The organism is Novosphingobium sp. SG707 (assembly GCF_012275515.1).
GTDB lineage: Bacteria > Pseudomonadota > Alphaproteobacteria > Sphingomonadales > Sphingomonadaceae > Novosphingobium.
Genome location: NZ_JAAZQL010000001.1, coordinates 877,808 through 898,156, shown reverse-complemented (window position 1 = coordinate 898,156; position 20,349 = coordinate 877,808). Strand labels below are relative to the sequence as shown.

At 64.4% G+C, this 20,349-nt stretch carries 20 protein-coding genes and 1 pseudogene; 8 read left to right on the top strand and 13 right to left on the bottom strand.

Annotated elements, in window-relative coordinates; genetic code table 11:
* Positions 1–3: 3 nt before the first annotated feature.
* The 8 genes from FHW92_RS03575 to FHW92_RS03540 are packed head-to-tail and all read right to left on the bottom strand — an operon-like array spanning position 4 to position 7,078.
* Complete coding sequence (locus tag FHW92_RS03575; protein WP_168601819.1) at positions 4–1,236, bottom strand: FAD-dependent oxidoreductase; 1,233 nt, start codon at positions 1,234–1,236, stop codon at positions 4–6.
* Complete coding sequence (gene pcaD, locus FHW92_RS03570; protein ID WP_168601818.1) at positions 1,229–2,011, bottom strand: 3-oxoadipate enol-lactonase; 783 nt, start codon at positions 2,009–2,011, stop codon at positions 1,229–1,231. Before pcaD ends, FHW92_RS03575 begins: the two co-directional genes overlap by 8 nt.
* Positions 2,012–2,022: 11 nt before the next feature.
* Positions 2,023–2,808: a benzoate diol dehydrogenase BenD gene (gene benD / locus FHW92_RS03565; RefSeq protein WP_168601817.1), complete on the bottom strand. Its 786-nt coding sequence runs from the start codon at positions 2,806–2,808 to the stop codon at positions 2,023–2,025.
* A 12-nt stretch (positions 2,809–2,820) separates the two neighbouring features.
* The gene (gene benB / locus FHW92_RS03560) at positions 2,821–3,327 is read right to left on the bottom strand and encodes a benzoate 1,2-dioxygenase small subunit (RefSeq protein WP_168601816.1); all 507 of its coding nucleotides are present in this window, start codon (positions 3,325–3,327) and stop codon (positions 2,821–2,823) included.
* On the bottom strand, positions 3,324–4,673 hold the full coding sequence (locus tag FHW92_RS03555) for a Rieske 2Fe-2S domain-containing protein (RefSeq protein WP_168601815.1): 1,350 nt from the start codon (positions 4,671–4,673) through the stop codon (positions 3,324–3,326). The genes benB and FHW92_RS03555 overlap by 4 nt, the downstream gene beginning before the upstream one ends.
* A gap of 13 nt (positions 4,674–4,686) precedes the next feature.
* On the bottom strand, positions 4,687–5,601 hold the full coding sequence (locus FHW92_RS03550) for a dioxygenase (protein WP_168601814.1): 915 nt from the start codon (positions 5,599–5,601) through the stop codon (positions 4,687–4,689).
* 23 nt (positions 5,602–5,624) lie between these two features.
* Positions 5,625–5,915, bottom strand: coding sequence for a muconolactone Delta-isomerase (gene catC / locus FHW92_RS03545; protein ID WP_168601813.1), 291 nt, complete (start codon positions 5,913–5,915; stop codon positions 5,625–5,627).
* A 5-nt stretch (positions 5,916–5,920) separates the two neighbouring features.
* The gene (locus FHW92_RS03540) at positions 5,921–7,078 is read right to left on the bottom strand and encodes a muconate/chloromuconate family cycloisomerase (protein ID WP_168601812.1); all 1,158 of its coding nucleotides are present in this window, start codon (positions 7,076–7,078) and stop codon (positions 5,921–5,923) included.
* A gap of 110 nt (positions 7,079–7,188) precedes the next feature.
* Here FHW92_RS03540 and FHW92_RS03535 point away from each other — a divergent pair, with 110 nt between their 5' ends.
* The 4 genes and pseudogenes from FHW92_RS03535 (at position 7,189) to FHW92_RS03520 (ending at position 10,747) form a co-directional block, all read left to right on the top strand.
* Complete coding sequence (locus FHW92_RS03535; protein ID WP_168602123.1) at positions 7,189–8,121, top strand: LysR family transcriptional regulator; 933 nt, start codon at positions 7,189–7,191, stop codon at positions 8,119–8,121.
* A gap of 101 nt (positions 8,122–8,222) precedes the next feature.
* Positions 8,223–8,312 (top strand): annotated as a pseudogene (locus FHW92_RS26185) (hypothetical protein); the annotation flags it as partial.
* Between the two features lie 278 nt (positions 8,313–8,590).
* On the top strand, positions 8,591–9,460 hold the full coding sequence (locus FHW92_RS03525; protein WP_168601811.1) for an OmpA family protein: 870 nt from the start codon (positions 8,591–8,593) through the stop codon (positions 9,458–9,460).
* Between the two features lie 246 nt (positions 9,461–9,706).
* On the top strand, positions 9,707–10,747 hold the full coding sequence (locus FHW92_RS03520) for an NAD(P)-dependent alcohol dehydrogenase (RefSeq protein WP_168601810.1): 1,041 nt from the start codon (positions 9,707–9,709) through the stop codon (positions 10,745–10,747).
* A gap of 45 nt (positions 10,748–10,792) precedes the next feature.
* Here the strand turns inward: FHW92_RS03520 and FHW92_RS03515 are convergent, their stop codons facing one another.
* Genes FHW92_RS03515 through FHW92_RS03505 form a run of 3 tightly spaced genes read right to left on the bottom strand, consistent with a single transcriptional unit; the run spans position 10,793 to position 13,472 of the window.
* Entirely contained in the window at positions 10,793–11,194 is a 402-nt protein-coding gene (locus FHW92_RS03515; RefSeq protein ID WP_168601809.1) for a DUF1398 domain-containing protein, read from the bottom strand.
* Between the two features lie 15 nt (positions 11,195–11,209).
* Positions 11,210–11,566 (bottom strand): MarR family transcriptional regulator, encoded by a 357-nt coding sequence (locus tag FHW92_RS03510; protein WP_168601808.1) that lies wholly within the window; start codon positions 11,564–11,566, stop codon positions 11,210–11,212.
* Between the two features lie 46 nt (positions 11,567–11,612).
* On the bottom strand, positions 11,613–13,472 hold the full coding sequence (locus tag FHW92_RS03505) for a DUF885 domain-containing protein (RefSeq protein ID WP_168601807.1): 1,860 nt from the start codon (positions 13,470–13,472) through the stop codon (positions 11,613–11,615).
* Positions 13,473–13,742: 270 nt separating this feature from the next.
* Here FHW92_RS03505 and FHW92_RS03500 point away from each other — a divergent pair, with 270 nt between their 5' ends.
* Positions 13,743–14,180 (top strand): c-type cytochrome, encoded by a 438-nt coding sequence (locus tag FHW92_RS03500; RefSeq protein ID WP_168601806.1) that lies wholly within the window; start codon positions 13,743–13,745, stop codon positions 14,178–14,180.
* On the opposite strand, the gene FHW92_RS03495 is transcribed toward FHW92_RS03500, so the two are convergent.
* Positions 14,140–15,708 carry an ATP-binding cassette domain-containing protein gene (locus FHW92_RS03495; RefSeq protein ID WP_168601805.1) on the bottom strand — a complete coding sequence of 523 codons (1,569 nt, stop codon included), beginning with the start codon at positions 15,706–15,708 and terminating at the stop codon, positions 14,140–14,142. The genes FHW92_RS03500 and FHW92_RS03495 overlap by 41 nt on opposite strands.
* Positions 15,705–17,303: an ATP-binding cassette domain-containing protein gene (locus FHW92_RS03490; protein ID WP_168601804.1), complete on the bottom strand. Its 1,599-nt coding sequence runs from the start codon at positions 17,301–17,303 to the stop codon at positions 15,705–15,707. Before FHW92_RS03490 ends, FHW92_RS03495 begins: the two co-directional genes overlap by 4 nt.
* Positions 17,304–17,444: 141 nt before the next feature.
* Between FHW92_RS03490 and FHW92_RS03485 the strand changes: the two genes are divergently transcribed.
* The 3 genes from FHW92_RS03485 to cydX are packed head-to-tail and all read left to right on the top strand — an operon-like array spanning position 17,445 to position 20,292.
* Positions 17,445–19,007, top strand: coding sequence for a cytochrome ubiquinol oxidase subunit I (locus tag FHW92_RS03485; RefSeq protein WP_168601803.1), 1,563 nt, complete (start codon positions 17,445–17,447; stop codon positions 19,005–19,007).
* A gap of 12 nt (positions 19,008–19,019) precedes the next feature.
* Complete coding sequence (gene cydB, locus FHW92_RS03480; protein ID WP_168601802.1) at positions 19,020–20,168, top strand: cytochrome d ubiquinol oxidase subunit II; 1,149 nt, start codon at positions 19,020–19,022, stop codon at positions 20,166–20,168.
* Positions 20,169–20,181: 13 nt separating this feature from the next.
* Positions 20,182–20,292 (top strand): cytochrome bd-I oxidase subunit CydX, encoded by a 111-nt coding sequence (gene cydX / locus FHW92_RS03475; protein WP_084391181.1) that lies wholly within the window; start codon positions 20,182–20,184, stop codon positions 20,290–20,292.
* Positions 20,293–20,349: the final 57 nt, after the last annotated feature.

The window sequence follows — 20,349 nt, the reverse complement described above, 5'->3', positions numbered from 1 at the left end:
GCCTCAGGCCGTCGGCGCCAGATCCTTCAAAGCCTGCAAGACATCAGCAAGGCTTTCGGGATCTGGCCTCGCGCCTGCTTCCACCAGCTTGCGCCCCTGAACATAATCCTTGACCATATTGACGCAATCGAGGGCGATGACTCGGCCATCCTTCAGATAGATCACGGAAAAAGCCCGGTTGGCAGGATCGCCGCGCAGGACCGTCTGATCGAAATCACGGCTGATCCCGGCGGTTTGCAGGCGCAGGTCATACTGGTTCGACCAGAACCACGGGAAAGCCTTGTAGGGTTGGGGATCGCCGCAGATCGCCTTGGCCACACAGGTCGCCATGTCATTGGCGTTCTGCACCGATTCCACCCGCATTTCCGCGCCCCCGGCATAGGCGCAGGCAAAGGAGGCGCAATCGCCTATGGCATAGATGTCGAGCAGGCTGGTGCGGCAATATTCGTCCACCACCACGCCCGGACCGCCGTGTGCGCCCGCCGCGATCAGCGAACCGACCGCAGGTACGATGCCGATGCCCACGATCACCGCATCGGCTGGAATGACCTCGCCATCGGCCAGCCTGACGCCGGTGACATGGCTCTCGCCTTCAAGCCCTTCGACCACCGCGTCAAGCCGCAGATCGACGCCATGGGCGCGATGTTCGGCCTGATAAAAGGCAGAGAGCTCATCGCCCGCCACACGGGCCAGCACGCGGGGCAGAGCTTCAAGCAGGGTAACGTGCAAGCCCGATTTGGACAGAACCGCCGCCGCCTCCAGCCCGATATAGCCGCCGCCGATCACCACGATGTTGCGGATGCCTTCGTCCACCTGCGCCATCAACCGGTCGCAGTCGGCGCGGGTGCGCACGGCGTGCACCCCGGCCAGATCGGCCCCGGCACAGCCAAGGCGGCGCGGATCTCCCCCGGTGGCCCAGACAAGGCGGCCATAGCCATAGCTCGCGCCATCATCGAGCGTCAGCACCTTGGCTGCCGCGTCCACCGCCACCACTTCGCGGCCCAGCATAAAGGCCACATCTTTTTCCGCCCAGAATGCGGGCGGGCGGATGTAGAGGCGCTCGAATGTCTTTTCCCGCGCGAAATATTCCTTGGACAGCGGCGGGCGTTCATAGGGATATTCCGGCTCGCGCCCGATCACGGTGATCGTACCGGTAAAGCCGTTTTGCCGCAGGGCGATCGCGCATTGCGCCCCGCCATGTCCGGCGCCCACGATGACAATATCGGCTTTACCCATGGGTCTGAACCTGCAGAAATGAGAGCAAGGCCCCGGCCAGCGCCTCGGGCGCCTCCAGCGGGGCGAGATGGGCGGCATCGAGCGAGCGATGCACAGCCCCCGGAATATGGGCCAGCAGATGCTCGCCATGCCCGGTCAAAGGCGTGGATGTGTCGCGCGTGCCGGTGATGACGAGCGTGGGGCAGGCGATGCCCGCGATGCGCTGGGCCAGATCCATGTCGCGAATCGCCGCGCCGCATCCGGCATAGCCCTCGGCCTCCATCGTCAGCAATTGTCGGCGCACGCTTTCCCTGATCGCGGGCGGGGCAGCATCGGACAGGAAGCGCCCCATGGCCAGATCGGCAATCGCCGCCATACCCTCGGCCCGGACCTTGGCGATGCGGTCGTTCCATGACGCCGCATCCATCGTTGCCGAGGTGCAGATCAGCGCCAGATCGCTGATCCTTTCAGGCGCGCGCAGGGCCAGTTCCATACCGATCATCCCGCCAAGCGAGACGCCCGCCAGCGCGAAATGCCCGATCCCCGCCGCATCGGCCACCGCCAGCACATCGTCCGCCAGCATCGCCAGCGACATATCCCCCGGTTCGGCGCCGGACGCCCCATGCCCCCGCGCATCGATACGCAGCAGGGCGAAATGCTCGCGCAGCAGGGGCAAAACCCCATCCCACAGATCCATATCCGTGCCGATGGAATTGAGCAGCACCAGCGCGGGCGCATCATCGCGGCCATCGCGCTTCCAATAGATCCGTGCGCCCGGCACATCGGTAAAAGGCATGATGAACTCCCTCAGCCCAGATCGCCGCCCGCCACGGGCAGCACCGATCCGGTGATATAGCTGGCCTCGTCCGAGGCGAGGAAGAGGATCGGGGCGATCTGCTCCTCCAGCGTGCCATAGCGCTTCATGAAGGCCGATTGCGTGACCTGTTCGACGGCCTGCGCCATCCATGCCTGCTCCTGCGCATTGTCGCCTTCGGCATTGCGCGGGGTGCGGCGTGGGGGCGCCTTTGTACCCCCCGGCGCGGTCGCGACAACGCGTATGCCCGCTTCGGCATATTCCATGGCCAGCGCCTGTGTCATCCCATTGATCCCGCCCTTGGCCGCCGAATAGGGCACACGGCGGATGCCACGCGTGGCGTTGGAGGAGACATTGACGATCACGCCTGCCCTCTGCGCCAGCATGGCGGGCAGCGCGGCATGGCAGCCATAGAGCGTGGGCATCAGCGAGCGGCGGATTTCCGCGTCGATCTGCTCGGGCGCAAACTCGGCATAGGGCCGCATGCGGATCGCTCCGCCGACATTGTTGACGAGGATATCGATCCGGCCAAACGCCTTGATGGCCGCTGCCATGGCATGGACCGCGCCTTCATAGGTTTCAAGGTCGCATTGGACCGAGATCGCCTTGCCGCCTGCCGCGATGATGGCCTCTTCGACCTCGGTGACAAAGGGCGCACGGTCAACCAGAACGAGGCTGGCCCCTTCGGCCGCCGCGCGGGTTGCCACGCCCGCGCCGATGCCCTGCGCCGCGCCGGTAACGACCATCACCTTACCCGCGAAACGTCCCTGAAAGATCACAGCGCTTGCTCCTCAGACGTGGTAGATGTCGATGACCTGATGAATGTAATCGTCTTTCAAAACGATCTTCTTCTTCAGGATTTTGGGCTCATCCCCGCGCGTGTCCAGCGTCAGGAAGGTCGTCCCGAAAAACTGCGCGGTCTGCTGATAGCGGTGGCTGAGCGTATGCCAGTTGTAGCGCAGATCGAGCGCGCCATCGGCAACCGCCAAAACCTCGACATTGGCGATGAAATGGGCGGTGCGCGCCTCGGGCGTGCTGGCCGAGGAGCGTTCGGTGTTGAGCCGATAGACCCGGTCCTCCAGCCCCTTGCGATTGGCGTAATAGATCAGCGAGATCTCGCGCTGCGGGTCGGTGGTCAGCGCGTCATCATCGGTCCATGCCGGCATCCAATATTCGACATTGTCCGCATAGCATTCCAGCCATGCGTCAAAATCGCGATCATCCAGCAGGCGCGCCTCGCGGTAGAGGAAGGCGCAGATGTCGGCATGGGACAGGGATTGTTCGAGAGCGATGGTCATTGTGCCGCCTCCATTAGTCCATGGCCATCGCGGGTCAGGCCCTCCATCATGACCTGCGCCCAATATTCATGCTGGCGCACAAACAGGCCCTCGTCCTCGCTGCGCTCGCTTGACAGCAGGGGGTTCATGCCCATTGCGACGGCATTGGCGTCCGGCCCGGCGATCCAGCGCCTGGCCCCGCGGCTCAGGTCGTTCCACAGGCCGCCTGCACCCTCATAGGCCGATTGGCAGGAGCGGAATTCCTCCAGATCGTCGGGTGTGCCCATGCCGGACACGTTGAAGAAATCCTCATACTGGCGGATGCGATGGGCGCGATCTTCGGGGCTTTCGCCGCGCGGGGCATAGCAATAGATCGTGACTTCGGTGGTGTGGACGTCGATCGGGCGCACCACGCGGATCTGGGTGGAGAACTGATCCATCAGGAACACATTGGGATAGAGCGCCAGATTGCGCGTCTGCTCCAGAATGAACCGCGCCTTGTCCGCGCCCAGACGTTCCTCAAGCTGCGGCTTCAGGTTCCACACCGGGCGCACCTCGGGGTTCAGCACCTGGGTCCAGAGCAGGATATGGCCATGTTCAAAGCCATAGACCCCGCTGGCCGGAGCCTTGGACCAGCCGTTGGCATCGACCGCCTTGGTGCCGCCTTCGGCGCGGCGGCCCATGGTGGACTGATAGTTTTCATGGACCGAGCTGACGTGATAGCCGTCACAGCCATTCTCCATCTGCATCTTCCAGTTGCCGTCGAACGTATAGGTGGAATTGCCGGTCAGCACCTCCAGCCCCTCGGGCGCCTGATCGACCATCTGGTCGATGATGACCCTGGCCTCGCCCAGATGATCGGCCAGCGGCAGGACATCGTGGTTGAGCGAGCCGAAGATGAAGCCGCGATAGCTTTCCACCCGAACGCGGGTCAGGTCATGCGAGCCTTCGTGGTCAAAGCTTTCCGGATAGGCCCCGCTGCTGGCGTCCTTGGCGCGCAGCAGCTTGCCGTCGGTCTTGAAGCTCCAGCCGTGGAAGGGACAGACGAAGAGCGGCTGATTGCCCCGCTTGCGGCGGCACAGTTTCGCCCCGCGATGCGCGCAGGCATTGACCACGCAGTTCAGAGCGCCATCCTTGGCCCGGTTCAGGATCACCGGGGTGCGCCCGATCCAGGCGGTCAGATAGTCGTTCTTGTTCTCGATCTGGCTTTCATGGGCCAGATAGACCCAATTGCTCTCGAAGATATATTTCATCTCCAGTTCGAACAATTCAGGGTCGGTGAAAACATCGCGGCGGCAACGGAAGATCCCGGTTGCCGGATCATCCACCACGGCGCCGGCAATGCGCCCGATCAGCCCTTCGTCCATTGTCCCTCTCCGTTCAGGCGTTTTCGACCGCAGGCTGGGCCTGGGCCCGGCTGCGCGAGGAGAAGCCTTCGTCAGCGGCGTCATGGGCGCGCTGAAGCTGAAAATCGAAGGCGATATAGGCAGCGTCACCCTGACGGTTGGGCACCGGCAGCAGGCCCTCACGGGTGCCAAAGGCGAAATCGTCGGCAGCAAAGGGATCGTCACCGAAATTGATCTGCGTGGTCAGCGTGCGATAGCCGGGCGCCTCGATGAAGAAATGCACATGGGCGGGGCGATTGCCATGACGGCCCAGCGCCTGCATCAACTGATCGGTCGCGCCCTGCGGGGGCACGGAATAGCCGCTGGGCATTTTCGAATGGAACGCATATTTGCCATCCGCGCCCAGCTTGATCCGGCGGCGGTTGTTGAACGGGGTCTGTTCGCCGGTGGGATCGAAATGTGAATACCAGCCTTGCGAATTGGCGTGCCAGACATGCAGGATCGCATTCTGGACCGGCTCGCCATCGGGGCCAGTCACCGCGCCGGTCATGTGCAGCACCTGCGTGCCTTCGTCAGGATCGGTGCTCAGGTTGACATTGCCCTCGACCAGTGGCGCGCCCGCGACATAGAGCGGGCCTTCGATGGTGCGCGGCGTGCCGCCGGTCAGGCCCGCCTCGGCATCCTTGGCGTCCATATAGAGGTCGAGGAAATGCTCGATGCCGGTGCCCGGCACGATCAGGCCGATCTCACCCGCGCCATCGGCCAGAAACTTCATCGCCAGCCAGAATTCGCTTTCCGAAATATCATGGCGCACGATCAGTTCCATCACCGACTGAAACAGATCGCGCATGATGGCCTTGAAGCGGGGATTGCCGCCGCTCTCGTTGACGCCCGCGGCGCGGTCGAGCAACTGCTGGATTTCGGGGGTTTTTACGAAGCTTACGTCCATTTTATACTCTCCCGGCAAAGTGTTTAACGGTCATCCTCATGGATGGCGGAGGGGTGGCGGCACAGCGGCGTCACCTTCATCGTCATGAAGGGGTAAAGCGGCAGCGCGATCAGCAGATCGTGGAGGGCGGCATTGCTCTCGACGTCAAAGATCGAGACATTCGAATAAAGCCCGGCCTTGCGCCAGATGTGGCGCCACACGCCCGATGCCTGAAGCGTCTGGGAATAGGCCTTTTCCTCGGCCTTGATCCGGTCGGCTGTGGCCGTATCGAGATCGTGAGGGATGTTGACGTCCATTTCGACCATGAACAACATGGGGTTCAGGCTCCTGCGCCGATGGGGTGAAGGGTGGGGGCGGTGCGATCACGGCGGAAGTGCGCCAGCTTGTCGAGGTCGAGCGTGACGCCCAGACCGGGGCCTTGCGGCAGGCTCAGCGAGAAATCGCCATAGGCCAGCGGCTCGGACAGGATTTCCTCAGTTTGCAGCAGGGGACCGAACAATTCCGTCCCCCACGCCAATTCGGGCAAGGTGGCAAAGACATGGGCCGAGGCGATGGTGCCGATCCCGCCTTCCAGCATCGTGCCGCCATAGAGGCCGATGCCCGAGGCCGCGCCGATGGCGGCGACTTCCGCCGTGGCGAAAAGCCCGCCCGATTGCGCGATCTTCAGCGCAAAGACCCCCGCCGCATGGGCCGAGGCTATGCGCATCGCGCTGCGCGGGCCATGCAGCGCCTCGTCGGCCATCAGCGCGACGGGCTGCGATTGCGAGAGGCGCGCCATGGCAGCAATATCGTCGCCCGCGATCGGCTGTTCTACCAGCTCGCAGCCCACATCATGCAGCATCGCCATGCCCAGCTTGGCCTGCGCCTCGCTCCAGTTCTGGTTGACATCGACGCGCACGCTGGCCCGGTTGCCCAGCGCCTTGCAGATCGCGCCGACATGGGCGACATCCTCGCGCACTTCCCGCTTGCCGATCTTCAGCTTGAAAATGCGATGGCGGCGGCGGTCGAGCATCTCCTCGCCCTCGGCAATGTCGCGGGCCGTATCGCCGCTGGCCAGCGTCCATGCGACAGGCAGGCTCTCGCGCCGCCGTCCGCCGCCGATCAGCTCGGACACAGGCACGCCCAGACGCTTGCCCGCCATATCGAGCAGGGCCGTTTCCACCGCGCATTTGGCGAAATGGTTGCCGCGCACGCATTTGGCCACCTTGGCCATGGTCGCGCCCACCTGCGCAATGTCGCAGGTCTGCAGGACCGGGATGATATAGGTGTCGATGGCCGACTTGATGCTCTCGGGGCTTTCCTCGCCATAGCTCAGACCCCCGATGGTGGTGCCTTCGCCAATGCCTTCGACCCCATCGGAATCGATCAGGCGGACGATGACCATCGATTGATAATGCATGGTGGCCATGGCCAGCACATGCGGGCGAATGGTCGGCACATCGACGATATAGGTATCGGAAAGATCCAGGCTGGCCATTGCGGCGACTCTCCGTAAGGGTTAGTTGGCTTGGGATCTGATTAAGGGTTTCGGCGCCCCTCAACAAAGATCAATGCGGTGTCACCTTGATACCTGTGAGGTATGGAATGATCGATTTGCGACTCCTGCGCTACTTCGTCGCCGTGACCGAGGAGGGCAATTTCCACCGCGCCGCCGAAAGGCTGCATATCGCCCAGCCGCCCCTGTCGCGGGCGATACAACAGCTTGAGGTCGATGTCGGCTCTCCCTTGCTGGACCGTACCACCCGGCCTCTGCGGCTGACGCCGGTGGGTAAGCTGCTCTATTCGCAGGCCTTGCAGATGCTGGCCCGGATGGAGGATCTGCAGACCATGGTGCGCGCGGCGGCCACCAGCAAGCGGCGGCGGCTGGTGCTGGGCTTTGTCGCCTCGACCATTTATGCGCGGCTGCCCGAACTGATCCGTGAATTTCGCAAGGCGGCGCGCGATGTCGAACTGGTGCTGGTGGAAAGCACGACGCTGGATCAGATCGCCGCGCTCAAGGACGGGCGGATCGACATCGGATTTGGTCGCATCCGTTTCGAGGATCCGGCGGTGCGCCGCATCATCCTGCGCCACGAAAGGCTGATCGCAGCCTTTCCGATGGATCATCCTCTGGCCCGACAGGAAGGGCCGGTCTCGCTCAAGGAACTGGCCGACGAGCCGCAGATCCTTTATCCCCGCTCGCCGCGCCCCAGCTATGCCGATCAGGTCATCTCGCTGTTCCGCGATCATGCCGTCGAACCGCGCATCGTCCATGAGGCACGCGAATTGCAGATCGCCATCGGGCTGGTCGCCGCCGAGGAAGGGATGGCGATCGTGCCGGAATCGGTACGCCGCGCGCGCAGCCACGATGTCGCCTTTCGCGAGCTGGCCGAACCGGCGACCTCACCGATTATCCTGAGCCACCGTGCAGGAGACACATCGCCCGAACTGGAACTGATGGGGGCGGTGATCGCGCGCATGTATCAGGAATGGGGCTATGGCGTTCCGGCGGGCCTGCAGGTGTCGGGCGCGCCATCATGAAAATGGCTCAACGCTGCATGACGCGTTGCGTCTGAGCGCCCCGGGGGCGCCGTACTGATGCCGCGCCTCATCAATTTTTGAGGAAATGGCCGATGAACTGGCGCGGCAACCATTTCGCCAAATACGCGGTGGAAACGGCGCTGCTCGATATCGCGGGCAATCGTCTGGGCGTCCCGGTGTCCAAGCTGATCGTGGCGGTGATCCAGACGGCGATCACGCTGGGCGCGGCGCTGGGCGGCGATTCTGCTGGTCCTGTCGGGCCTGCGCGGGCGGCTTTGCGTGCCCTGGCATGGTGGATCAGCGGCTGTCGAATGAGTCGAAATCGCTCCAAAAACGTCCGTCCAGACACAATTCGTCGCAAGTTGTAACCGTTCTGTCCTCCCTGACTAATGCTTGAATGCAACCTTCATCCACCAGAAATGATCGAACTGACACGCCGCTCTGGTGGAATTCGAAAAGGAGTTGTGTGATGCGTGTCATGTCCAAAAAGTCGGGAATTCTGGTTCTGCTGGCCACCAGTGCGATGACCATGGCGGCCGCCGTTTCGGCCCAATCGCCCGAGGCCGCCAAGGCTGATATCACCGTCAACGGCACCCCCATCCCCGATGCCTCGCAAATGACGCCCGGGCCCGAGATCAAGGGCTTTATCTCGGCGCGCGGGGGCAACCGGGTGCAGGTTACCGGCCCTGATGGCACCAAATCGGTGATTGCCTATAATGAAGCCACCGTGATCAAGGCCAGCAAGGGCCTGTTCGGCAGCAACAAGATGGACGGCGGGGCCTTGCTCAACGGTCTGCCGGTGACGGTGCGCACGATGCAGTTTCCCGGCGGGTTGCTGGCCAGCCAGATCACGCTGCGTCAGGGCGATCTGAAGATGGCGAACATGGTCCGCCACGGCACCGACCAGCGCTTTGCCTCCAACGAGGCGGCCACTGAGGCGTTGCGCGGGCGTATGGCAGACATTGACAATTACAACGTCAAGAGCACGACCAATGTCCATTTCGACACCGGCAAGGCAACTCTCTCGCCGCAGGACAAGGCCGAGCTTTGCAATGCGGCCAGTCAGGCCGAGGGCGTGAGCAACGCGCTTCTGCTGGTGGTAGGCTATACCGATGCGACCGGCAGCGACGATTTCAACCAGACATTGAGCGAGAAGCGCGCCAGCAGCGTGATCAACTATCTCCAGCAGGCCTGCCACTGGAAGCCCTATCGCATGCTGACCCCGACCGGCATGGCCAAGGCCGATCCTCTGGCCAGCAATGACACGCCCGAAGGCAAGGCACAGAACCGCCGCGTTTCGGTCAACGTGCTGGTCAGCAAGGCGGTTGACGGGGTCTAAATACCCGCAGGACAGCGCTTGGGCCCGTCTCCGGCGGAGGATGACGGGCCATGCCTGGGGCCTTGGCGATTGATGGATCGCCGGGGCCCCTTGTCGTTGGGCGGGGTATATCCGTTTGGTGGCGATGGCGCATAGACAGCATCCGAACAGCGAGCATGAGGAATATGGCGCGGTAAGGATGAAATTGGCCCCTCTACCTCTGATGCACAAGGCCGTGGGGCGGCGGCGAAGCAGGAGGTTTGATCCGTGAGAGCTTATGAAGTCGGCGATTTTGCCCAAACGCGGCGGCTTCGTCTGGTTGAACGCCCCGATCCCACCCCCCGCCCCGGCGAGGCGCTGGTGCGCATTCGTTCGACCGGTCCGAACGCGCGCGATTTCCATATCATGTCGACCGGGATGATGGAGCGCTCGGCCTCCGCGCCGCAACATATTCCCCTTTGCGACATGGCAGGCGATGTAATGGCGCTGGGCGAGGGCGTGACGCAGGTTCAGATCGGCGACCGGGTGACGATGCCGCATTATCGGCTGTGGCTCGATGGCCCGTGGCACGAGAGCATGAAACTGGTGGACCATGGCCAGACGCTCGACGGCTTTTTGCGTGAACAGGCGGTCGTGCCGGCCGAGGCGCTGATCAAGATCCCCGATGCGCTCAGTCATGAAGACGCGGGCACCTTGCCCAGCGCCGGGCTGACCGCGTGGCAGGCCGTGATGGCAACCGGCAAGATCCAGCCCGGCGAGACGATGGTGACCATCGGCACCGGCGGCGTTTCGGTGTTTGCCGCGCAATGGGGCAAGATGATGGGCGCGCGGGTCATCATCACCTCGTCCAGCGATGAAAAGATCGCCCGCATGAAGGACATCGGCGCCGATGCGGGCATCAATTACAGGACGCATCCCGATTGGCATGATGCGGTCATGGACCTGACCGACGGCAAGGGCGCCAATCTGGTCGTCAACACGGTGGGCATGGCCGAGTTGGACGGCTGTCTGCAATCCTGCGCCTCAGGCGGACGGATCATGTCGGTCGACTCCAGCCCGGTGAACAAGGACCGGGTCTGGGTCAACGCCGCCGCCCCGCGCCGTCTGGGGCTGCTGATCATGCGCGACCTGACGATGAAGGGCATCGTCGTGGGCAGCCGCGCCATGTTCAAGGACATGATGGACAAGATGGTCGAGCACAATGTCCGCCCTGTCATCGACCGCCGTTTCTCCTTCGAGGAAGCCAATGAAGCGCTGGATTATGCCGCCAAAGGTGCCAAGTTGGGCAAGGTGGTCATTCGCGTCTAGGCGTTGATGCCGCGGGCAATGGATCGCCCGCGCCGCAGCGAAAAATCATTGCGGAAAAAGCTCGATATGCACCTCGCTCGTGCGGCCGTAATAGACCACACGGCGGCCAGGGAAGGAAACGAGATAACCCGCACAGCCCGCCGCCGTCGCATGGCGGCTGAAGGCCTGATAGCTGTAGGCCGGATCGCCCGACTGAGCCCAGCGGATTTGGGCCTCCACGGCGGCCGCATCAAAAGCCGCCGCCGCCAGCCCCGCCTGATCGGGCAGGGGGAAATCGAGCCATTGGCCATCGGGCAGGTAAAAGGTCTGGGCGCCGCGACGGTAATCGACGGCATAGCCTTCAAAACCGGCCTCGATCAGCATTCCGACAATGGCGGCAAAGCCGAGCGAGCCAGCATGGGTAGCGGCAAGACATTGTTGCGCAACGGCGGCCAGGGCGGCGTCCATTATCGTCCTTTCAGGTCAGTCCACCGGCGCGGCGGTCAATGCACGGCCATCGATCAGCGTCTGAAGCAGCCGCTTGAGCGCCTCATGCTCCGCATCCGGCACTTTGGCGATGCCTGCGGGTGTGAGCGACAAGCTGTGGCCGCGCTTGTCCTCGGGATTGTCGATCCGGGCGATCAGGCCCTTGTCCAGCAACCGCTGGGCCAGTTTGCTGACAGCGCCCTTGGTCATCCCCATTTGGCGCGCCGGCATGCTGGGGGCAAGCGCATCGCGGCCATAAAGCGCGCGCAGCATCACCCATTCGGCCACGGTCACATCTTCACAGGCCAGCTTGCGCGCAAACTCCTTCGACACCACGTTCGAAACCATGCGCATCAGAAAGCCCGTGTGGGCGGAAAGATCGGAGATGGGGGCCTCCCGTTCAACCGCTGCCGGTTGCAATATAGCGCGACACATTCTGGGCCAGCACGTCGAGCGGAACATTCCCCCCATCCACCACCGTCTGGTTGAAATCGCGCAAATCAAACCGCCCGCCCAAAGCCGTGCGGGCGCGCTCGCGCTGGGCGTTGATCTCGATCTGGCCCAGCATATAGCCGCAGGCCTGACCCGGCCAGGCGCAATAGCGCTCCACCTCGCTCACCGCGTTGCTGGACGACAGGCCGGTCGCGGCGACAAATTCGGTCAGCGCCCGCTCGCGGCTCCAGCCTTGCGCGTGGATGCCCGTGTCCACCACCAACCGCGCCGCGCGCCATGACAGGCCCATCAGATAGCCCAGCCGCCCCGCCGGATCATCGTCATAGAGGCCCAGTTCGTCCGCCAGTTGCTCGCTGTAGAGCGCCCAGCCTTCGGAATAGGCGTTGAAGGCGAGGATCGAGCGGATCAGCGGCAGCGCCTGCGCATATTCACCCTGCCACACATGGCCGGGGATGCCTTCGTGAAACACAAGATCGGGAATGCTGACCCGGTTGTGGATCGCCGGATCGCCCAGATTGACCCAGATCTTGCCCGGAATCCGCCCGTCAATCGAGCCCGGCCCGCCATAGGCGGCCGGGGCGCCGGGTTCCTCGGCCAGCGGCATGCGGCGGATTTCCAGATTGCCGCGCGCCAGTTTGCGAAAGGCGCGGGGCAATTGTTCGCGCATCGCGGTCAGCTTGCCATTCATATAGGCCACGATTTTGGCCCGCGCCGCATCGTCCGTGCCAAAGGTGATGTCGCTCCGCAGTTGCAGCGCCTTCATGCGATCGGCGACCGAACCCTGCGTCAGGCCAAGGCTGCGCAAGATCGTGTCCATCTGTGCGCCCAGTTCCGCCAGACGGGCCCGGCCGATGGCGTGGATCTCCTCCGGCGTGTGCCGCGTGGTGGTGCTGGCGCGCAAGCCCCAGGCATACCATTCGTCGCCATGCGGGCGGGCGCCCATGCCGGCCGCGCCGGTGGCAATGGCGCGTTGGGCCCGGATTTCGGCCAATTGCCGCTCCAGCGCGGGGATCACGCCTTGGGTGATGATCCGCTGCGCCCGCGCACCCAGCGCCGCAGCATCAAGCCCGGGCACGGTCGCCGCCTTGCGCATCAACGGCCCTGCCAGCGGGCCGTCGCCGCGTGCGGCCTCAGCCATGGCGCGGGTCATCCCGGCGATCGTCTTGTCCAGCAGAAAGTCCGGCGGCACCAGCCCGATGCCGCGCGCATGAGCGATCCGCGCCGTTTCCCCGTCCAGCAAGGCGGGCATAGCGGCCAACCTTTGCAGGTACCAGTCCGCATCGGCGGCATCGCGCACCGGCTGATCCCCATCCAGCACCTGAGGCACATCGATCCAGCCGCCCACATTCTGGATCACGCAATAAGGCGTGTTGCGCCATCCGCCGATGGTGGCATCGCCATAGGGCAGCGTCATGCCTTCGCGCGCGGTGCGAAATGCGGTTTGCGTGACCATCAGGCTGGTCAGCGTGCCCGCGTCCAGCCCGCTGCGCTCCACCCGGTCGAGCTGCGTCAGAGCATCCTCAAGGAAGGCGCGGGTGGCGGCCACGCCCTCGGGCGAACGGTCATCCAGCTTGCCGCGCAGACCCGCATGCGCGCCCGTATCCACGCCCAGCGAGGTTGCCCCGGTGGGGGTCCGTTCCAGCAATTCCCACGCCAGCCTGTCCAGCAGCGTTGCTGCGGGGGAGCCTGTACCAATCGGCCCGCCTCCATTCTGCGCCGCAAGGGCGGGAAAAGGGCGAGCCGCGCCAGCCAGCATGGCTGCCGTTCCGATGAGCGCATACCGGCGCGAAAGTGGAAAACTGGTCATGCGGGGCATGATGGCCAGCGAACGGGGCAGCGTCAAATCATAGGGCGCGATTGCTGTGATCAATATGCCGTTTCAACAATCCAGCCCGTCCAATTCGATCGGACAAAGGCTGCTGCATGGGCTTGGCGCCTCCTATATTCCGGCGCGGACTGGACAATCTGCGTTCGGGAGAGCATCGCGAATGGCATGAATCGCCTCACAAAATCCGCCTCAGTCCAATCCATGCAGACATTGCGCAAACCCATTCTCGGGCGCCTCGCCACGAAACTGATGCATGGTTTGCTCTTGGGCGCTTTGGCGGCAACCGGTGGATGCAAGGATGATCGCCGCGAGGAGCGTCTGCGTGCTGCGGGCGCAGATCCCACGTTGGACGATCTTATGCGCGTTGCCGATGCTGAAATCGGCGCATCGAAATTTCGGCAATGCGCCGCCTGCCATTCCTATATGGATGGAGCCACGGACCGCGGCGGGCCAAATCTCATCGGCGTTTACGGGAAGCCGTTGGGCACGAACAGCGTCAGGTTCGGCTATACGGCGGCCATGCGCGACAAGGGCGGAAAGTGGGATGCGGCAACCCTCGATCGCTGGATCAGCAACCCCAAGAAGATGATTCCGGGCACTTCGATGCAGTTTGACGGGATTGAGGACAGGCTCGATCGGGCGGATATCATTGCCTATTTGCAGCATCTGGGCGAAACGCGGAATTGACCGTCTCGGCGGCCAGTTGCGCCATGGCCGGACGATGGCTGACAAGGACCAGTCCGGTGCCGGTCTGATCCAGCCATTGCTTCAGGCGCTGACACAACAGAGCTTCAGTCTCGCGGTCCAGCCCTTCGCTCGGCTCGTCGAGCAAGAGCCAAGGCCGCCCTGCCAGCAGGACTCGCGCCAGAGCGACCCGCCGCCTCTGGCCGCCCGACAGCCGCGCCCCGTCCCCGCCCAGCCATTGGTCAAGCGGGACAATATCCTGCGCGCAGGCGACCCAGAGCGCCCGCTCCATCGCCGCCCGGTCGATGCCGGGGCGGGCGAGAGCCAGATTGTCGGCCAGACTGCCCGCGATCAGCGGCGCATCCTGTGTCATGACGGCAAAAGTCCCACGCAAACCCGCGAGGCCCAAGGTCCGGGGATCGATCCCATCCACCCGCAAGACCTGCGGCGCGTCCTCGCGCAAACCCGCCAGCGTTTCAAGCAGCCGCGTCTTGCCGATGCCCGAGGGGCCGGAGAGGAGAATGCGCGCGCCGGGGGCGAAATCCCGTCCCGCGATATGCAACGCGGGATTCGAGGTTAGGGCAGGCGGATGAGGCGTCTGCGCGGATTCCATGGCCTGCAACCGCGCCTCGGCCTGACGCACTTGGCGCGCGCGGGCATCATGGGCGGCCAGCCCGGCCCAAATCTCCAGCGCCGCCATCGCCGCCAACAGGCCGAGCGCGAGCATGGGCGCGCCACCTTGCGCGCTCCACGCGATCAGCGCCACAATGACGCTGGCGAGAATGGTCTGTGAGGCGGTGATCACCGCCTCGGCGCGGGCGAGCGCGTGCTCGGCCCGCGCCATATCGCTGCTTTCCAGCGCGGCGGCCAGTTGCGGAGCCAGATCGTAAACCGCAATATCGGCGGCGGGCCCGGCCATATCGGCATAATCGGCCTGCGCGGCGGCATGGGCCTGCGCCACCTGCGCCTGCAAGGCGGGCAGTCTGGCCGCCAGCCAATGGGAGACAAGGCGCATCGCGGCCATGCCCAGCGCCATGACCATAGCCGCGCCCCAGCCCAGCAGACCGACCATCGCCAGCCCGGCCAATCCCCCAGTCCAGCCGCCGACACGAGCGACTCGCCGGATCGCGGCATCCTCCAGCAGATCGACATCGCGGCCGAACCGGGCGGCCATCGCGCCGCTGCGCCCCGGATCGCGGCCGTTCAGCGCCCCTTGCGCCACGCGGGCGAACAATTGGGCCCGCAGTTCGGCCAGAGCAAAAAGCGCGGCGCGGTGGCCCAGCATACGCTCACCATAGCGGCCCGCAGTGCGGGTGATGGCGGCGGCGCGAATGGCCGCGCTGGGCAGCAGATAGTTGAAGCCCGCGACCGCCAGCGGCCCGGCCAGCCCCGCCACGCCCGCGCCAACCAGAAACCAGCCCGCCACCCCCAGCAGGCCGATCGCCGCCAAGGCCGCACCGCCCGCGCATACCATGCCCCAGCGCAGCGCGCGCTTCTGTCCGGCCAGCGGGGCGTCAAGCAGGCCGCTCATCGGGCGATCTCCCGGTCGATGGGGCATTGGGTCGCGGCCTGCGCGATGAGGTCGGCGTCATGGGTCGCGGCGATCACCATGCGGCTCTGCGCGATTTCGGCCAGCAGGTTGCGGATGGTTTCGGCCGTGGCCGGGTCGAGATCGGCGGTGGGTTCGTCGAGCAGCAGGATCGAGCGGCCCGACAAAATGGCGCGGGCAAGACCGATCCGTCGCCGCTCTCCGCCCGAAAGGCCCGAGCCGCGATGGTCGATGACCATATCCAGCCCTCCGCGGGCGGCCAGCATTGCGTCCAGCCCCATCCTGTTCAGGATCGCCAGCATCGCCCCGTCATCGGCTTTTCCCATCGCCAGATTGTCGCGCAGCGTGCCGGGCAGCAGGGCCACCGCCTGACCGGCCCAGCCGATGGAGGGATTGGCCGATCCGGGCAGGAAAGTGCCGTCATCGGCCAAGATCTGCCCCTCACTCACCGCAACCTGACCGATCAGTGCCAGCAGCAGCGAGGATTTGCCGCTGCCCGTGGGGCCGGTCACCACATGCAGCCCCGGCCCCCGCCAATCCCAGTCGAGCGGGCCGATCCGCGCGCCTTCGCGATGCGTCAGGACCACGCCGCAGCCCGTCCATTGCCGGGGCGGGGCAATCGCGGGAAGCGGCGGGGGCAGGATGCCCAACGCTTCATCCATCGCGGCCAGCGCGGCCTCGCCGGTCTGCTTTTCATGATAGGCGGCGGCAAGGCGGCGCAGGCCCAGATAGAATTCGGGCGCCAGCGCCAGCACAAAGAAAGCCCGCCCCAGATCGAGCCTTTCGGGTGCGGGGAAGGGCAGCAGGCCCAGCAACGAAAAGCCGCAATAGACCGCCACCAGCGCCACGCTGAGCGCGGCAAAGAATTCCAGGATCGCCCCCGAGGCAAAGGCGACCGCCAGCACCGAGAGTGTCCGCTGCGCCGCATCCCTGGCGCTGATGCCCAAATGGCGGGTCATCCGTTCCTCTGCGCCAAAGGCTAGGATTGTGGGCAGCGCGCGCAGGCGGTCGATGAACAGGCCCGACAGCCGCGTCAGCGCCTGATGCTGGGCCTGCGCCCGGCGGGCGGCGGCGGTCCCGGCCAGCACCATGCCCAGAATGAAGGGCGCCAGCGTCGCCAGCATGATCGCGGCGGCGACATGGCTGGCGGGCCATGCGGCCAGCATCACCAGCAGCGGCGAGACGCCCGAGGCCAGACGCAGCGGCAGATAGCGCGCGACATAACCGCGCGTGGCAACGGGCGCCTCAATGGCCAGATGCATATCCTCACCCACCAGCTTGCCCCGCATCAACCGGGTCGGCAGCAAGGCGGGCAGCAGGATCGCCTGCCAGCGGGTTTGGGCACGGATGGCGGCAGTGATGCCGCTGTGATGCGCCTGTGATTGGGCCAGCGCCCGGATGATCCCGCCCGCAAGCAGGACAAAGGGCGCAAAACCTGTTATATGGCCCGCCGTCGCGCCCGCAATCACCCATGCCAACCCCACCGCCGCGACTATCGCGCCGACAGTATCCGTGATCCACCAAAGGCTTGAGGCGGGATCAGGGCGGGGCCGGGCGAGGGAAAGGGGGTTGACCATATTACAAAATTCTCATATTAGCATCGCCTGCAATTAGCAAGCGAGTCTGTCTGATACGCCCGCCTGCCATTTGCCTGCCTTGCGCCTGATGCGCTGGTCAATGGCTGCGCCTGTTGCGCGGCCCCAACGGGGACATGTCCGATGGATATGGCGGTTATCGAACTATCGCGGCTGCAATTTGCTTTGACAGCCATGTACCACTTTCTTTTCGTTCCTTTGACACTTGGCCTCTCCTTCATGCTGGTCATTATGGAGAGTGTCTATGTCATAACCAAGCGGCCGATCTGGCGGGTGATCACCCGCTTCTGGGGGCGGCTTTTCGGTATCAACTTCGTGCTGGGCGTGGCCACGGGCCTGACCATGGAGTTCGAATTCGGCACCAACTGGGCCTATTACGCGCATTATGTGGGCGACATTTTCGGCGCCCCGCTGGCGATCGAGGGGCTGATGGCCTTTTTCCTCGAAGCCACGATGGTGGGCGTGATGTTCTTCGGCTGGGATCGGCTCAGCCGAGTTCAGCATCTTTTTGTCACCTTGCTGGTGGCGCTGGGCACCAATCTTTCGGCATTGTGGATCCTGATCGCCAATGGCTGGATGCAAAATCCGGTGGGGGCGGCCTTTAATCCCGAAACCATGCGGATGGAAGTGACCAGCTTTAAAGAAGTGCTGTTCAACCCCGTTGCGCAGGCCAAATTCGTCCATACGGTCAGCGCGGGCTATGTCTGCGCCGCCACATTCGTGATGGGCGTTTCGGCAATCTATCTGCTGCGCGGCAAATGGACCAATGTGGCGCGCCGCTCGATGATGGTGGCGTCGGCCTTTGGTCTGGCCTCGGCGCTCTCGGTGGTCGTGCTGGGCGACGAGAGCGGTTATGCGCTGACCGACAACCAGAAGATGAAGCTGGCCTCCATCGAGGCCATGTGGGAAACCGAACCCGCGCCCGCGGCGATCACGCTGATCGGCCTGCCCGATGTGGCGGGGCGCACCACCCATGGCGCGATCAAGCTGCCCTATGTGATGGGGATCATCGGCACGCGCAGCCTGTCGGGCAAGATCGACGGGATCGAGGAACTGGTGTTGCGCGCCGATGAGCGCATTCACAGCGGGATCATCGCCTATGATGCGGTGGAGAAGCTGAAACAGGATCGCGGCAATATCGCCGCCCGCGCCGCCTTTGAGGCGCATAAGCGCGACATCGGCTTTGCCTTGCTGCTCAAGCGCTATATGCCCGATCCGCGCCAGGCCGACGACAAGCAGATCCTGAAGGCGGCATGGGACACGGTGCCCAACGTGCCGGTGATGTTCTTCCTGTTTCGCGGGATGGCGGCGCTCGGCTTTGGCTTTATCGCCTTCTTTGCCATGGCCTTTTATTGCGCCTCGGCCTGCCGGTTTTCCAAGCGCTGGTTCCTGAAGATAGCGGTGTTCATGATCCCGCTGCCGTGGCTCGCGATCGAGGGGGGCTGGGTGCTGGCTGAAATCGGGCGGCAACCGTGGGCGGTCGATGGCGTGCTGCCGACCTTCCTTGGCGCCTCCTCGCTGACCGTGCCGCAGATCTGGGCAACGATCATCGGCTTTACCGCGCTCTACGGCACGCTGGCCGTGATCGAGATCCGCCTGATGATCGCCGCGATCCGCAAAGGGCCGGAGGAACATCACGAACCCATGGCCGCCGCGCAGGGCTTTGCCCCGCTGCCCGCCGAATAAGGGGGAAGATCCATGCATATTCCGCTTGATTATGAAACGCTGCGGGTCATCTGGTGGGCGCTGCTGGGCGTTTTGCTGATCGGCTTTGCTCTCACCGATGGTTACGATCTGGGGGTGGGCGCGCTGCTGCCCTTTGTCGGGCGCAGCGATGAGGAGCGCCGTCTGGTCATCAACGCCATCGCGCCCCATTGGGAGGGCCATCAGGTATGGTTCATCCTTGGCGGCGGGGCGATCTTTGCCGCATGGCCCTTTGTCTATGCGGTCAGCTTCTCCGGCTTCTACCTTGCCATGTTCCTCGTGCTGGCGGCGCTGATCCTGCGGCCGGTGTCGTTCAAATATCGCTCGAAACATGCCGATGCAGGCTGGCGCAACCGCTGGGACTGGGCGCTGTTCGTGGGCGGGTTTGTGCCTGCGCTGGTGTTTGGCGTGGCGGTGGGCAATGTGTTGATCGGCGCGCCCTTCCGGCTCGATAGCGATCTGCGCATGACCTATGAAGGCTCGCTGCTTGGCCTGTTCACGCCCTTCACCCTGCTGACGGGCCTGCTCTCGGTGGCCATGCTGGCGCTGCATGGCGCGGGATGGCTCGCGGTCAAGATCGAGGAGGGGCCGGTGCTGGTCCGCGCCCGCGCCATCGCCCGGATTGCGGCGGTGGTGACGATCGCACTGTTCCTGGTCGGCGGGCTGATGGTGGCGCGCGGGGGCATGGGCATGGCGATCAACGGCGCGGTTGACACGCAAGGTCCGTCCAACCCGCTGCTCTCGGCCAGCGTGGCCGCGCCCGGCGCATGGCTGGGCAATTATCGCGCGCATCCATGGATGGTGCTGGCGCCGGTTCTGGGCCTTGTCGGGCCGCTGGTCGCGCTGGCGGGCATCACGGCGCGGCGGGGCTGGCTCAATCTGGCGGGCACGGCACTGGCCACCACGGGGATTATCGCCACGGTGGGCTGCTCGATGTTTCCCTTCATCCTGCCGTCCTCGATCGATCCGCGCTCCAGCCTGACGGTGTGGAATGCCTCGTCCAGCCATATGACGCTGTTCATCATGCTGATCGTCACGGTCATCTTCCTGCCGGTGGTGCTGGGCTATACGGCATGGGTGATGAAGATGCTGGGCGGGCGGATCACTCTGGGCGATGTGCGCTCGAACCCTGATTTCTACTAAAAAGGAACACGCCATGTGGTATTTTACGTGGGTGCTGGGTCTGGGCCTTGCGGTGGGCTTTGGCATCATCAACGGGCTGTGGCACGAATTCAACTCGCCCATTGACGATGATCCTGCGGTCTGACCCAACTCTCTGACCCTGCGGTCTGATTTCCCCTGTCAGACCCTGCGAGGCGGCCCC

Bases quoted from the DNA above. Each gene is read 5' to 3' on its own strand.
- cydX (WP_084391181.1), top strand. From the start codon at position 20,182: ATGTGGTATTTTACGTGGGTGCTGGGTCTGGGCCTTGCGGTGGGCTTT.
- FHW92_RS03575 (WP_168601819.1), bottom strand. From the start codon at position 1,236: ATGGGTAAAGCCGATATTGTCATCGTGGGCGCCGGACATGGCGGGGCG.
- FHW92_RS03540 (WP_168601812.1), bottom strand. From the start codon at position 7,078: ATGGCCAGCCTGGATCTTTCCGATACCTATATCGTCGATGTGCCGACC.
- FHW92_RS03550 (WP_168601814.1), bottom strand. From the start codon at position 5,601: ATGGACGTAAGCTTCGTAAAAACCCCCGAAATCCAGCAGTTGCTCGAC.
- FHW92_RS03500 (WP_168601806.1), top strand. From the start codon at position 13,743: ATGCATGGTTTGCTCTTGGGCGCTTTGGCGGCAACCGGTGGATGCAAG.
- FHW92_RS03525 (WP_168601811.1), top strand. From the start codon at position 8,591: ATGCGTGTCATGTCCAAAAAGTCGGGAATTCTGGTTCTGCTGGCCACC.
- FHW92_RS03505 (WP_168601807.1), bottom strand. From the start codon at position 13,472: ATGACCAGTTTTCCACTTTCGCGCCGGTATGCGCTCATCGGAACGGCA.
- FHW92_RS03510 (WP_168601808.1), bottom strand. From the start codon at position 11,566: ATGCGCATGGTTTCGAACGTGGTGTCGAAGGAGTTTGCGCGCAAGCTG.
- FHW92_RS03490 (WP_168601804.1), bottom strand. From the start codon at position 17,303: ATGGTCAACCCCCTTTCCCTCGCCCGGCCCCGCCCTGATCCCGCCTCA.
- benB (WP_168601816.1), bottom strand. From the start codon at position 3,327: ATGACCATCGCTCTCGAACAATCCCTGTCCCATGCCGACATCTGCGCC.
- pcaD (WP_168601818.1), bottom strand. From the start codon at position 2,011: ATGCCTTTTACCGATGTGCCGGGCGCACGGATCTATTGGAAGCGCGAT.
- FHW92_RS03495 (WP_168601805.1), bottom strand. From the start codon at position 15,708: ATGAGCGGCCTGCTTGACGCCCCGCTGGCCGGACAGAAGCGCGCGCTG.
- FHW92_RS03555 (WP_168601815.1), bottom strand. From the start codon at position 4,673: ATGGACGAAGGGCTGATCGGGCGCATTGCCGGCGCCGTGGTGGATGAT.
- cydB (WP_168601802.1), top strand. From the start codon at position 19,020: ATGCATATTCCGCTTGATTATGAAACGCTGCGGGTCATCTGGTGGGCG.
- FHW92_RS03515 (WP_168601809.1), bottom strand. From the start codon at position 11,194: ATGGACGCCGCCCTGGCCGCCGTTGCGCAACAATGTCTTGCCGCTACC.
- FHW92_RS03485 (WP_168601803.1), top strand. From the start codon at position 17,445: ATGGATATGGCGGTTATCGAACTATCGCGGCTGCAATTTGCTTTGACA.
- catC (WP_168601813.1), bottom strand. From the start codon at position 5,915: ATGTTGTTCATGGTCGAAATGGACGTCAACATCCCTCACGATCTCGAT.